This is a genomic window from Undibacterium sp. TC4M20W, assembly GCF_049340245.1.
Taxonomy (GTDB): domain Bacteria; phylum Pseudomonadota; class Gammaproteobacteria; order Burkholderiales; family Burkholderiaceae_D; genus Undibacterium.
Window position 1 is genome coordinate 1 of the sequence record NZ_JBMPPI010000018.1, and the last position, 13,548, is coordinate 13,548.

Annotated in this window: 12 protein-coding genes; 5 read left to right on the top strand and 7 right to left on the bottom strand. The window is 52.9% G+C overall.

Annotated features, from left to right (window positions below):
• Window positions 1–223: transposase (locus ACO0LL_RS19620; protein WP_422952506.1), on the bottom strand; the 223-nt coding region annotated here is incomplete at its 3' end.
• A gap of 263 nt (window positions 224–486) precedes the next feature.
• Between ACO0LL_RS19620 and ACO0LL_RS19625 the strand changes: the two genes are divergently transcribed.
• A complete protein-coding gene (locus ACO0LL_RS19625) occupies window positions 487–2,742 on the top strand; it encodes a hypothetical protein (protein ID WP_422952507.1) in 2,256 nt (751 codons plus the stop codon).
• A 78-nt stretch (window positions 2,743–2,820) separates the two neighbouring features.
• Window positions 2,821–4,266 carry a protein kinase domain-containing protein gene (locus tag ACO0LL_RS19630; protein ID WP_422952508.1) on the top strand — a complete coding sequence of 482 codons (1,446 nt, stop codon included), beginning with the start codon at window positions 2,821–2,823 and terminating at the stop codon, window positions 4,264–4,266.
• 62 nt (window positions 4,267–4,328) lie between these two features.
• Here the strand turns inward: ACO0LL_RS19630 and ACO0LL_RS19635 are convergent, their stop codons facing one another.
• From ACO0LL_RS19635 to ACO0LL_RS19650, 4 genes are all read right to left on the bottom strand, one after another.
• Window positions 4,329–5,096, bottom strand: a complete 768-nt coding sequence (locus ACO0LL_RS19635; protein WP_422952509.1) for an alpha/beta fold hydrolase — start codon at window positions 5,094–5,096, stop codon at window positions 4,329–4,331.
• 164 nt (window positions 5,097–5,260) lie between these two features.
• Window positions 5,261–5,695 (bottom strand): MarR family winged helix-turn-helix transcriptional regulator, encoded by a 435-nt coding sequence (locus ACO0LL_RS19640; RefSeq protein ID WP_422952510.1) that lies wholly within the window; start codon window positions 5,693–5,695, stop codon window positions 5,261–5,263.
• A gap of 189 nt (window positions 5,696–5,884) precedes the next feature.
• The gene (locus ACO0LL_RS19645; RefSeq protein WP_422952511.1) at window positions 5,885–6,673 is read right to left on the bottom strand and encodes a tRNA-uridine aminocarboxypropyltransferase; all 789 of its coding nucleotides are present in this window, start codon (window positions 6,671–6,673) and stop codon (window positions 5,885–5,887) included.
• Window positions 6,674–6,849: 176 nt separating this feature from the next.
• Window positions 6,850–7,098, bottom strand: a complete 249-nt coding sequence (locus ACO0LL_RS19650; RefSeq protein ID WP_422952512.1) for a DUF3297 family protein — start codon at window positions 7,096–7,098, stop codon at window positions 6,850–6,852.
• Between the two features lie 297 nt (window positions 7,099–7,395).
• Here ACO0LL_RS19650 and katG point away from each other — a divergent pair, with 297 nt between their 5' ends.
• The 3 genes from katG (at window position 7,396) to ACO0LL_RS19665 (ending at window position 11,033) form a co-directional block, all read left to right on the top strand.
• A complete protein-coding gene (gene katG / locus ACO0LL_RS19655) occupies window positions 7,396–9,582 on the top strand; it encodes a catalase/peroxidase HPI (protein WP_422952513.1) in 2,187 nt (728 codons plus the stop codon).
• A 322-nt stretch (window positions 9,583–9,904) separates the two neighbouring features.
• The gene (locus ACO0LL_RS19660) at window positions 9,905–10,672 is read left to right on the top strand and encodes an SDR family oxidoreductase (RefSeq protein ID WP_422952514.1); all 768 of its coding nucleotides are present in this window, start codon (window positions 9,905–9,907) and stop codon (window positions 10,670–10,672) included.
• A 55-nt stretch (window positions 10,673–10,727) separates the two neighbouring features.
• On the top strand, window positions 10,728–11,033 hold the full coding sequence (locus ACO0LL_RS19665; protein ID WP_422952515.1) for an NIPSNAP family protein: 306 nt from the start codon (window positions 10,728–10,730) through the stop codon (window positions 11,031–11,033).
• Between the two features lie 40 nt (window positions 11,034–11,073).
• On the opposite strand, the gene ACO0LL_RS19670 is transcribed toward ACO0LL_RS19665, so the two are convergent.
• Both ACO0LL_RS19670 and ACO0LL_RS19675 read right to left on the bottom strand, forming a co-directional pair.
• Window positions 11,074–11,706 (bottom strand): Yip1 family protein, encoded by a 633-nt coding sequence (locus ACO0LL_RS19670; protein WP_422952516.1) that lies wholly within the window; start codon window positions 11,704–11,706, stop codon window positions 11,074–11,076.
• 31 nt (window positions 11,707–11,737) lie between these two features.
• Window positions 11,738–13,507 carry an ABC transporter substrate-binding protein gene (locus ACO0LL_RS19675; RefSeq protein WP_422952517.1) on the bottom strand — a complete coding sequence of 590 codons (1,770 nt, stop codon included), beginning with the start codon at window positions 13,505–13,507 and terminating at the stop codon, window positions 11,738–11,740.
• Window positions 13,508–13,548 lie beyond the last annotated feature (41 nt).

Consider the following 13,548-nt stretch of genomic DNA (forward strand, 5'->3'; position numbering starts at 1 on the left):
ATTGGACCAGTCGCCGCCAGCATGCTGTTCCGGAGCCGCAACCCATTTCTTGTGGCAGCAAGTTCCATGCAATGCCAGAGCGCAGTACGAACACGATTCCCGTCAATACGGCACGGTCATCCGTCGGCTTGCGTCCTGCATATTGTCTATGGCGAGACGCTCTCTTCGGTAACAAAGGCTCGATTCTGCTCCACAGTTGGTCATCTATCAGTTCTTTTGGCATCGCTCTCCACCCTGACAAAACAAGATAGAAAGTTAACACTATTCATGAAAAGTTAACAGCACTTTTTTTCAGTCGTTTTAATTTCGCAACAGCCTCTTAGTGAGGCTGTGTGGAAACGGCATGTTTTTTCCATACAAATCACGATCTGGCCCTAAAACGCCCCTCTGTTCCCGCCTTTCAAATCCAACCCCGGTGCTACCATTTTTGCTCAGGTGCATGATGTTCCCTCGTCCCCGCACCGCGCCGCGATTGAAGGAGTTCCCATGTTCAGCATCTTTGCCAGTTCCAAACTCAAGTGTCCCCAGTGCGACCATCACAATATACAAGATGCAATTTATTGCACGCATTGCGGCTTCATGCTGAGCAGCCCACGGCATGAGACGGTACTGCGACACAATCGCTGGCTACCAAAAGAGAATGAGGTCGCCATGTATTTTGGCGTGCGCCCACTCAGCAGCATCACAAAACAAGACTTGCATATCCCGGTCAGCGCGCGCGCCTATATATTGCAAGAAGGCCAGTTTGTCGAATTGCTGGCCGGCGATTACATTGGACAAGACATCAGCAGCCAGCTCATGGGTTTGCAGACCGACAAAGCGGCAGAAATCTTGCTGACGCGCCTGAACCCTTTTGCCCTGTTGTTCAGTTTTGAAGACCTGCATACCGCAGAGTTTTTACCAATTGCGGCCAAATTTGTCATCAGCGTCAAGATTGCAGACGTACCTGCGTTTGCCAAACATTTCATGGCTGCACCCGGCATCATCACCTGCCAGCAATTGCAACAATTGCTGGAGCCCATGGTGCGCCAGATTGCACTTGAATTTCTGGGTGCACAATCCTTGCGGGACTTGCAAGACAATGCCCATCTGCGCCAGCAACTCGATGAGCGTTTGCTATCGACATTGAATTTGTCGATTGCGGAATATGGTTTCGTCGCGACCCAGGCTGTTACCCGCGAAGTACGGCATGACAAGCTGACAGATGGCAGGGAAAAGCTCAGTGAAAAAATAGGCAGCATGCATCTGATCATCGATGGTCAGCGTGCAAAACTGGAACAAAGCAAGCTTATCGATGCACTCTATACCAATAGTGAATGGCAAAAAATCGCCAGACAGGAAGAGCAAATCCGCCTGCGTTACCGCCATGAAGAAATGCGCCAGCAGTTTGGCAAGGACCTGGGCTGGCTCTACATACAAGGCCAGGCAGAAGATGCAAAAAAACGCCTGAGCCGTGCCAAGTTGCGCCAGGATGAAAACGAACGCCTGCAAACCATACGCGCGCGTGAGCTGGAACTGTATGGCCGCATTGCCGATGCCACGACCCGCAAGCACGCGCTGGAACGCGGTGCCGCAGACACCATCAAAGAACTGGAACACGGCCTCAAGCAGAAATCCGAACATCGCCAGAACGAGGCAGACCAATGGTTGCATATACGTACCATGGCACGCATCAAGATGCGTTCAGAATCAGAAATCACCCAGTTGCAGGGCAAGGAAACTGCACAACTGATGCAGCAAAAAATCCAGCATCAGTTAAAAAAATTCCAGCTCGAACATGAATTTGCCCAAGCCAGCCTGATCGCTGATCAGGAACAACAGAAAGCACAGACAGAATTATTGCGCCACAAGCAAAACCAGTTGGCACGCCGTGAGCAGGAACTGGAAGATGAAGAACAGAAAAACCGCCTGATACTGATCAGTATAGAAGCAGAAGCCAAAGCCAGAGAGTTCCAGCGCATACAGGCTTGGGAAGAAGAGCTGCAACAGCAGCGCACACGTGCGTTGCAGCGTGAAGACAGCATCAGCGATGTGGATACTGCATTCAAACTCAGCCAGGTACAAGAAAAAATCAATGACATCAAGCGTAACGACAGCCAGGCTGATGCCATGGCCCAGCATGAAAAACTGCTGACAACGCTAAAAGCCCATGCCCTGTTTGAACAACAAACACAACAGCAACAACATCAGGCCAGGCTGGCCGAGGTCGAGGTAGAAACCCTGCGCCAGCAACTCAGGCAGCAAGAAGATGAATGCCGCTGGAAAAAAGAACTGCAACAGGCAGAAGCAGAGCGCGCTGATAAATTCGCCAGACTCAGTCTGGAACGCGAACAACGCCAGGCAGAACAGGCGCATGATGCCCTGCTGGCCCGCATCGCCATAGAGCGTATGAACGCCATTGCCAACTTCAGCGAAACCGGCAAGATCGCCACAGCCGATCCAGCCAATGCCATTGCACTGGCAGAAATCGTCAAGGTACAGGCACAAGCCAGTCTGACGGCTGAACAAATCCTCGCCATGCAGGCCGGCAGTTCAGAACATGCTGCCAATGCCATGAGCGCCCTGGCCAGTGCGCAGCAAGGCATGAGCTGGGAGCAGGCCGTCAAGATGCTGCAAGAGCGCATACAGGACGAACGCGGGCAAAGAGAAGCGGAACAGCAAAGGCGCCATGAGATAGATCTCAGCATGGCGCAAAACCTGACCAGCCGTGTAGCACAGGCCGGCCAGGCAGGCAGAAAATAAGCAGTTAAAGAATGTAGTCAAGCACAGCAAAAATTGATGTTAAGCCCTATACCACTTTGAAGAACGCAGCCCCTGACAATGCAAACGCCACTACAAAAAATCCGTGAATTGCGCGCATTGCTGGATGAAGGTCTGCTGACAGAAGACGAATTCAAGCAACGCAAAGACGCCATTCTCGACAATGAGCTTGCCCCCGCTATTTCCAGACAGGCCAGTAAAGCCGCGCAAGAAACTGCACAGGGCACTGACCTGGGTTTTCTGGCGGGGCAGGAGGTGGGGGGAGTTTCCAAACGCTACAGGCTGGAAAAACTCCTGGGGCAGGGTGGCATGGGCCAGGTGTGGCAGGCCAGTGACCTGGCAACCCAGGCTGAGCTTGGTCACAGCGAGACAGTTGCGCTCAAGATCTTGCCACCACAGCTTACCCAAAGCGCTCTGCACGCGCGCCTGCTGGTGGAAGAAGCCTCGCTGGTGCGCAGGCTTGCACATGAACATATCGTCAGGGTCTATGACTGGGCCCGCGACCCGGCCACCAACAGCTATTTCATCATCATGGAATATCTGGACGGGCACGATCTGGAAAACTATCTCATCAAGCACACCCGCTGCACCCTCAAACAAGTGCTGGACATGCTCAGCCCCGTGGCCGATGCACTCGATTATGCCTGGGCCAAACATAAACTCGTACACCGTGATCTGAAACCTAGTAACCTCTTGCTGACCACAGCAGGTGACATAAAGCTGCTTGATTTCGGCATCTCGGCACGTTTGCGTAGCCATACCCAGGCAGGCTTGATTTCTACCAGCATGACGCCATCGCGTTCACCCTATGCTGGTACCGCAGGCTATCGCGCGCCAGAAGCTGGCAGCCATCAGCATAGTCCTGGGCTGGATGTATATGCCGTTGCTGTCATGATTTACCAGATGCTGGAAGCGGCGATGCCTTTTGGCGAATATCGCCACCCTCAGCAGCAACCGATACAACCAGCCGCACTGAATGCCGCCCAATGGCAAGTCTTGCAAAGCGGCTTTGCCATCCAGCCAGACCAGCGCCCTGCCAGTGTCCGTGCGCTACTACAAACTCTGCAGGCTGCGGCCAAACCTCTCACCAATGCTATGCCGGTCAAAGCATCTGGCAATATCAGGCCACAGGCAGAAATCAAAGAATCACTGATAGAAGCCGCCGCCCGCCAGCGGGCAGAGCAAAGACGGCAACGCAAGGAACTGGAAAAACAAAGGCGCGAGCAAGCCAGTGCAGCCTTGCGCGCCCTCATAGAGAGACAAAATCGCCTGCATGCCATAGAAGATGCCCAGCGCCGCCAGAAAGATGAGCAGCTAAGACAATACAAAGAACAGCAAGAGCAAAAGCGCTTACAGGAAGAGGCAATGGCAGCAGTAGCCGCAGGCCCTCATGCAGATACCCCCACCGACACCACCATCACCTGGGAAGAAGCACAACGCTATCTGGCCGCAATCAGCCGCAATACTGGTACTGATAACGGGCAAATGCCAGGCATGACAGCCTGAATGCAAAAAGGCCCATACCGCTTATAGCGGCACAGGCCCCTGCAGCAATTCAATGTAATCGCTTAGTTTTTGACTGCAGCCAGAATCGCTTCTGCCACCGCTTTAGGCTGGGACAACATAGGCACATGGCTGGTTGGCAGCGTGGTTGTCACGGCATTGATCTTTTTCGCAAACGCAGCTTGCAAACCTGGGTCTATCATGCGGTCTTTGCTGGCGACGATGTAATAATTTGGCTTGTTTTTCCACGCAGCGAAAGTCACTGGTTCGCCAAACACCTTGGCTGGCAACAGGCCTTGGGTAGTGGCCAGCACCGCCGTTTTTTCTTTTGGCACATCTTGCGCAAAGTTGGTCGCAAATGATACTGGTGACAATTCCAGATTACCATTCGCATCAGGTTTCAGAGTCGCGATACCTGGAGGTACAGGGTAATCTTTACCCAAGCCGCCCAGTGCCTCACCTTCAGATGGCGCAAAAGCAGCCACATACACCAGCGCCTTGATTTTGTCGCTGACACCCGCCTGTGTAATCACCGCGCCACCCCATGAGTGACCTACCAATACTACCTTGCCAGTCTGTGCATCGACTACACGCTGTACCGCAGCAACATCATCAGCCAGTGAAGACAAGGGGTTTTGCACAGCGACGACTTTCACGCCTTTAGCCTGCAGATAAGGTGTGACCTGGTTCCAGCTTGAGCCGTCTGCGAAAGCGCCGTGGACCAGGACTACCGTGGTGTCATTGCCAGAGGCAGCCAATGCATGGCCTGGCAAGGCAGCAGCAGAGGAAAGGGCAACAGACAAGATCAATGCAGTTTTGCTTATGTTTTTCATGATGAGCTTTCAAAAAGAATTTAAAAACAGATAAATTAGTTAGCGCGCTAAGTATTTGAATGGCATTTCCTGTCTTTTGCGCTTTGCCATGTCGAGAATAATAGCGCGCTAATAATTAGTGCGCAAGTTAATTTTAAATATTTTTATTGCGGCTTGCTTTTAATTTAACTATCGAGGTGGCTACTCAGTTTGTTCAGGCCAGCCATGAGTTGCTGGAAGTCAGACAATTGCAGGTCGCAGGCAGCGGCAATTTTCTGGCTGATACGCACACCGGCGGCGCGCAGTTTATTACCTTCGTCCGTTAGCGTCAGCACCCGGTTACGCTCATCTTTTGGGTCGCGGTTACGCAGCAGATATCCCTCTGCTTCCAGCCGTTTGACCACAGGTGTGATCGAACCAGAATCCTGTCCGAGCCGCGTTGCCAGATCGCGTATCCCCAAACCTTCTTCTTCCCACAGTACCACCATGACCAGGTATTGCGGATAAGTCAGATTCAACTCAGCCAGCAGCGGCTTGTACAACTGCGTCATCTTCAGGGACGTGGAGTACAGGTTGAAACACAGATGGTCTGCGAGCAGGGGTGGTTTGCGGGTGGTCATAGATAATCAAATTTTGGTATGGCACTAGCCTAGCGCACTTTGGGATTGGTCGCAAATGTGAAGGCGTTGGCGGGTTTGTAGGTTGGGCCGGGCCTCGCTAGGCTACGATTCACCAGCCCAACACTGGGCCTTTAATAAACGTATGCGTTATTTGAAGCTAAGTGTTGGGCTGATGACCCGTAGCCCAACCTACGACGAAGGCTCATCTACGTTATTTTTTATCTCGCCCACCAACTCCCGCATCTGCAAATGCAATTCATCCTCCCACTCCACCTTCAACTGCTGTTTGGCCCGCAGATAATGATCGGTGAACACATCGAGATACATCTCCAGCGCCTGTGCCGCCGCAGTTTCGCCCGCCAACCCCAGGCACAGCGCCGCGACTTCAGAGGTACACAAATGATCGTCCCGCCGTGAACGGCGCAAACGGTAACGTGAGAGTTGTTCCGGCAACAGGCTCAGCACCGGGAACTGCTCAAGGTAAGGGCTTTTCTTGAATATCTTGCGTGCTTCTGGCCAGGTCGCATCCAGCAGAATAAACAGGGGACGCTTGTGACTATTCTGCTCTGTATCTACCGGCGGTAATGCTGTAATCACCCGCTCTGGTGCCACAAATTCACCGGGGAAAACTACATAAGGCTGCCATTGCGGGTCTGCCAGCAGGGCCAGTAAGGCCGGGTCAACTTCAGTGCGTGCCCAGCCAAAAGCCATGGTATCTGGCACCACGTCGGCAATCAGCCAGCCGGTGTTACTCGGTTTTAACGTCTCGTGCTCCGCCATCAGCAGACATACTGCGGCTCGAGTAGACACAATGGGGCGCAACTCGCACAGGCAGTGACTGAGTATCAGCCTGCAAGCACCACATCGCTCGCCCTTGGGGCCGCCACGTGCCAGAAATGGCCTGGTACTGCGCTCAAGACGGGATGAGCGCAAACGGGACACAGCATGGGGTGGATGTGACAATGGTGACGGCTTCATCAGGGATGCAAATCAAGGTAGACAGGCTTGGCACCATGCGTATTTGAAAAACAGGCAGGCGATATTCTGGGATACTAAAGGATAGCGCAATACGCGCTGATAGCCAGCGAACCAGCCAGCTAAAAGAAAAGGTGCAAGCCCTTAGACTGCACCTTGCTACATCTGCATGAAAGCAATCAGCGGTAAAACGCCTCAACCACACCCTTGACCTTGATCATCAAAGGATTGCCCTTGCGGTCACGCGCCTTGCCAGCAGCAACGCTGACCCAGCCTTCGCTGATGCAATATTCTTCAACGTCATTGCGCTCTTTGCCATTGAGCTTGATGCCGACATCGTGTTCAAACACGGCGGCGACATGGTAAGGGCTACGGGGATCAACCGACAGGCGATCCGGTAATGGAGGGTATTGTGTAGTATCGTTCATAGCCGCAATTATCCCTTAGAACGGCAGGGGATTCAATGGCTTGGCAGCATGACTCTTTTACCTGTATCCGCTAATATGATAAAGGCAATTTTTACGAAGCTGACTTTACTTCAGAAGTTTTGCATTGCCAGACCGTGTTCATTTCATCAATAGTGCATTCTGATAGTAAAAACAAATTGATTCAATAAATTAAATTAAGTTTACCTATAACATTTCCATCTCTACAATCAATCAGGTAGCAAAACTCATCTCACCTTTGTGATGAATGAGTTTGAACGTCACCCAAAGGAGATAATGATGTCAAACGATGCAAAATGCCCATTCTCAGGTAGTGCTAGTGCCAGTGCCCGCTTAACTTCCGTGGCCAGTGCGCCAGGCAATGCAGGCTGGTGGCCAAATCAACTGAATCTCAAAAATCTGCACCAGCACTCTCCTTCATCCAATCCCATGGAAAAGGATTTCAATTACGCCAAAGCCTTCAAGACCCTGGATCTGGATGCAGTGATCAAAGACCTTAATGCCCTGATGACAGACTCCCAAGACTGGTGGCCGGCAGATTACGGCCATTATGGCCCTTTCTTTATCCGCATGGCCTGGCATAGCGCAGGTACCTACCGCACTGCCGATGGCCGCGGTGGCGCGGGTGCAGGTGCGCAACGCTTTGCACCACTCAATAGCTGGCCTGACAATGGCAATCTCGACAAGGCCCGCCGCCTGTTATGGCCCATCAAGCAAAAATACGGCAACAAACTGTCCTGGGCTGATCTGATGATCTTGGCTGGTAACGTCGCCCTTGATTCCATGGGCTTCAAAACCTTCGGTTTTGCTGGTGGCCGCCCCGACGTCTGGGAACCGCAGGACGACATCTACTGGGGTTCAGAAGGCAAATGGCTCGATGACCAGCGCTACACCGGTGACCGCGAACTCGAAAAATCCCTCGCCGCCGTACAAATGGGCCTGATCTACGTCAACCCTGAAGGCCCGAATGGCAAGCCAGACCCGCTGGCTTCTGCCCGCGACATCCGCGAAACCTTCGCCCGCATGGCCATGAACGATGAAGAAACTGTCGCCCTCGTCGCAGGCGGCCACACCTTTGGCAAAGCCCACGGTGCAGGCGACCCAGCCCAAGTCGGTGCAGAACCAGAAGGCGGCAGCATAGAAGAACAAGGCCTGGGCTGGACCAATAGCTTTGGCACAGGCATAGGTGTGCACACCACCACTAGCGGTATAGAAGGAGCATGGACACCCACACCAACAAAATGGGACAACAGCTATTTCGAAACCCTGTTCGGCTACGAATGGCAACTGACCAAGAGCCCGGCTGGTGCCCATCAATGGACGCCGACAGACCCGGCCGCCAAGACCACCGTGCCAGATGCGCATGACCCATCCTTGCGCCACGCCCCCATGATGACCACCGCAGACCTGGCCCTGCGTGCAGACCCGGCGTATGAAAAAATCTCCCGCCGCTTCCTGCAAAACCCGCAAGAACTGGCAGATGCCTTCGCCCGCGCCTGGTTCAAACTGACGCACCGCGACATGGGCCCAGTCGCCCGCTATCTCGGCCCGCTGGTACCAAAAGAAGAATTGATCTGGCAAGATCCTGTCCCGGCTGTTGATCATGCACTGGTAGATGACAAAGATGTCGCCAGCCTCAAGGCCAAACTGCTGGCATCTGGTCTGTCGATATCGCAACTGGTGAACACTGCCTGGGCATCCGCCTCCACCTTCCGTGGCAGCGACAAGCGCGGCGGTGCCAACGGTGCACGTATACGCCTGGCGCCACAAAAAGACTGGGAAGCCAACCAGCCAGCCGAACTCGCCAAGGTGCTGGCAAAACTCGAAGCCATACAGGCAGAGTTCAATGCCGCGCAATCTGGTGGCAAAAAAATCTCGCTGGCTGATTTGATTGTATTAGGTGGCAGCGCCGCTATCGAGGCCGCAGCAAAAAAAGCCGGGCAAGACATCAGCGTGCCATTTACCCCAGGCCGCACGGACGCCAGCCAGGAGCAAACCGACGTTGAATCCTTCGCTGTACTCGAACCCTTAGCAGACGGTTTCCGCAATTACCTGCGCAAAGGTCTTGAAGAGTCAGCAGCAGCCCTGCTTATCGACAAGGCACAACTGCTGAACCTGAGCGCACCAGAAATGACAGCGCTGGTCGGCGGCCTGCGCGCACTCGATGGCAAATCTGTACTCAGCAAACATGCAGAGACACTCAACAACGACTTCTTCGTCAACCTGCTGGACATGAGAACCAAATGGCAAAAGTCCGACACTGACGGCCAGCTTGAAGGCCGTGACAGAAAAACCGGTGAATTGAAATGGACAGCCAGCGTGGTCGATCTCGTCTTTGGCTCCAACTCGCAGTTGCGGGCACTGGCAGAAGTTTATGCCAGCAGCGATGCGCAGCAGGTTTTTGTGCGCGATTTTGTGAGGGCGTGGGTCAAGGTCATGAATGCGGACAGGTTTGATTTGCTATAAATTTAATATAAGTCAGACTCATCCATGCTCCCGCAGGGCATGGTTTAATGGTGAACAGTTCCCTCCCCCTTCAAAGGGGAGGGGATTCAGTTAATCAAAGCTCACTTTTGCAATAGAACGCCGTCCCCACCAATATCCGTACTATAAATTTCGTTCATAACAGAGCAATCAGCCAGGGTAAATAGAAGCCATTTCATTTAAAAATCCCCTGCCTTTATTACTGAAATTTAATCACCAATCTCATGAATAAAAGATGGATTGTTTCACCAATCCATATCTACCATACTGCCATTTCCAATCCCCCTTTCACAGGAAAACCGAAATGTCAGCAACTACAAACGAATTCAAAGACCAGGTCATCGTCATCACTGGCGGCTCCTCCGGCATAGGCCTGGCCAGCGCCCAGTCTTTTATCAACGCCGGTGCCAAACGTGTGTATATCACTGGCCGTTCAACAGCCAAGCTTGAACAAGCGCGCGAAATCCTCGGCAGCAAGGCAATTCCGGTGACGGCAGATGCTGCGAGCATCAGTGACCTGCAAGCCCTGCATGACAAAATTGCCGCCAGTGGTGAGCAGATTGATGTGCTGTTCGCCAATGCCGGCATCGCCATCCACAACCAGTTTGGCAGTACGACAGAGGCTGAATTTGCCACGACCTTTGACACCAATGTCAAAGGTCTGTTCTTCACCGTGCAAAGCCTGTTGCCCTTGATGAAGCCTGCTTCTTCTATCGTCCTGAATGCTTCTATCGCTGCCAGCAAGGGCATGCCCAATCTGAGTCTCTACAATGCCTCAAAAGCCGCAGTGCGTTCATTTGCGCGTAGCTGGGCGAATGATCTCAAGGACAGGAAGATACGCGTGAATGTCGTCAGCCCCGGCGTCACCAGGACACCGATCATGGAAAATGGTTTGAACATGAAAGAAGCAGACATCGCCAACTTCTCTGCCTATCTGGTTGATGCCGCACCGGCAGGCCGCATGGCGAGGCCAGAGGAAATCGCGGCTGCCGTACTGTTTCTCGCGTCATCAACGGCCAGCTATGTGAATGGTGTGGAACTGGTAGCAGATGGCGGGCTGATCCAGGTTTGATGCCTGCGCGGATATGCAGGTAAGATAGCTGCTCTTACACTCCCAAATCAACATCATGGTTACCTGCTATCTGCGTTACATCATCGATCCCGCCAAACTCAAAGAGTTTGAACATTACGGCAAACTCTGGATACCGCTGGTCAACAAATTTGGCGGCCAGCACCACGGTTATTTCCTGCCTTCTGAGGGTGCTAATAATGTGGCGCTGGCACTGTTTAGCTTTCCCAGCCTGGCGGCGTATGAGCAATACCGCATACAGATGATGGATGATGCAGAATGCCAGGCAGCGTTCAGATATGCTGAAGAACACAAGTGCATCGTCAGCTATGAAAGAATTTTTTTCAGGCCGGTAATGAGCTAATAGTGAGCTAGTAGTGAACTCGCAGTGAACTAATCAGGAGCTAGTCCAGACTCCCCATCAGGTTCGCCATGAAGACCACCAGAACGATGGGCAGCCAGGTAAGCAGCATTAACACCGCAGCACTGATCGCGGTAAATTTACCGCGTTTTTCTGGCGGCACTTCAAGCAAGACCGGTGCACCCAGATACAACAGGTAAATGCTGTAGATGCTGGCCAGAAAATTGATCGCGAGCATCGCGATCAGATTTTCTGTGACTCTGTCATTGCGAAAGAAAGGCAGTATGTGCAGCGACCTGACAATCAGCAGCGGCACTATGCTAAAGATGCTCAGCTTCAATGCCTGCGGCAGGCTATACGAGCCGCCAAGCCTGCGGCTCAGGCCCTGCATGATGCGGGCAATGATATAAATGAATACCAGGCCCATGCCATAGGCACGAACAGTCGTCACGATGAGCATGCGCAGGTAATCACGTGACAGGGTTTCAATCTCTGTTGCGGGGCCAAAATGCCTGAGCAGCAAAGCAGACACCAGACCCAGCACAAGAAAGAAAGCCGTCACGGGTACCACAGTCAGCACGAATACATGCTGGCTGCTGCGGCTGTCTTGTGCAATTCTTTGCCACTCTTGTCTGGGCTCTGTCAATACATGATACACACTGCGTGCCAGATTCATTTTTTGTCCTGATCAAGTCCGGGAAGTATGCTCACTTGGTTTTTTCCACATCCAGAAAGCGCCAGTCACCACGCAAGATGGGGTGGGTCTTGTAACCCTTGACCCAGGGTTGTATCAGCCAGTTGCGCACGCGCCAGAGTTCCATGCTGTGCACGGTGTCGGCTTCCAGGATACGTTCCATGGTGTTGAATAACTTGATACGTTCTGGCCCGTTGGGCATCAGGCGTGCCTTGTCATAGGCGGCATCGAATGCATCGGATTTGTAGCAACCATGATTGCCGCGGTAAGCGTTCTTGCCGTAATACAGTTCCATGAAATCCATACCGTCAGGGATGTCGGCGATGTACCCCATGCCAAACATCATGAGCTTGCACTGGTAAGCTGATTTAAGGTTATCAGCAAAACCGGCAACCGGAAATTCTGCGCGTATGCCTATCTTGTCGAGCGAACGCTTCCAGACTTCCATGCGGGCATAGTCCTTGGTCTTGGGGGCGGAATGAATGCGCAGCTTCAGTGGCGAACCGTCGGGCATGGTGCGGAAACCATCTTCACCGCGCTTGTAGCCAAACTTGTCGAGCAGCTTGTTAGCGAGTTTGGGGTCATAGGCATTGCTGTTGCGGTAGCTGGTGTCATGTCCGGTCACATCTGGCGGTACCATGGACTGGGCCTTGATGGCTTGCCCGAACCAGACCTGGTCTATCTCTTCCTGGTGATTGAAGGAGAGGGCAATCGCGCGGCGCAGGGCGATTTTGTCCTTGCTGTAACCGCCAACCGTGGGGTCCTGGAAATTGAAGAAAGTGCGGGTCACGCCGGGATCAACAGTACGGTACAGTCGCAAACCCTTGGCGGCAAATTCTGGCTTGAGCTTGCCCTGGTCCAGCAGTTTGACTGAGGCTGCCGGTACCAGCATTTCAAAATCGAGCTGGCCAGAGTCAAAGGCCAGCCAGCGCGACTGTTCTTCTTCTATGATGGCTATCTCTACCCGACCGACCTGGGGCATTTGTTTGCCCTTCATGTCCTTGATGATTTGTTTGTCCCAGTCCGTGCCTGTGCCTTGAAAGTCCCAGACAAAACCACGGTATTCAGGATTGGCTTCGAGTATGATTTTACTGCGTGGTACATATTGCTTGAGCATATAGGCACCTGTACCTACCGGGTGCTGGTTGACTGCTTCGCCATAGTGCTCAACCACTTCACGCGCCACCGCGCCACCCAAGGGTTTGGCGAGATAGTAAATCAGGCCGGGGTGTTGCGCCTTCATGCGCAGGATCAGGGTATAGGGGTCTGGTGTTTCCAGTCCGGCAATTGCTTTGTCATAGTCAAACTTGCCGGTTTTTTTGGCAGCAGCAATCAGTTCATCGAGACCGACGATCTTGCCTTCGAGTATGCTGGCGTGCACCGAGCGATTATTTGGATCAACCAGCCGCTTGAAGGTATAGGCGTAGTCACTGGCCTGCAATTCGCGGCGCTGCCCCTTGAATGCCGGATCAGGAGAAAAATAAATCCCCTTTTTCAAACGGAAAGTCAGGGTCTTGCCATCATCACTGATGGCGGGCATGGCCTCTATAGTATTCGGCACCAGTTTGGCCGGACGGGCGAGATAATCATAAGTAACCAGGCCCTCAAAAATCGCATCCGAAGCCCAGTTGGAATAAGCGCTGTTAGTGCGCATGGCATCAAAGCCATCGTCGGCAGCTTCAAAGGACAGATGCAAGACCTTGTTCGGATCAGCCGCCGCCATTGCAGGCAAACTCAGGCTGCAGAGCAATGCCGTCAGCACAACAGTCAGGGAAGATTTCATCTCAGGACGTGGAAAAGAATAAAGCCAGCAGCATAACAGCT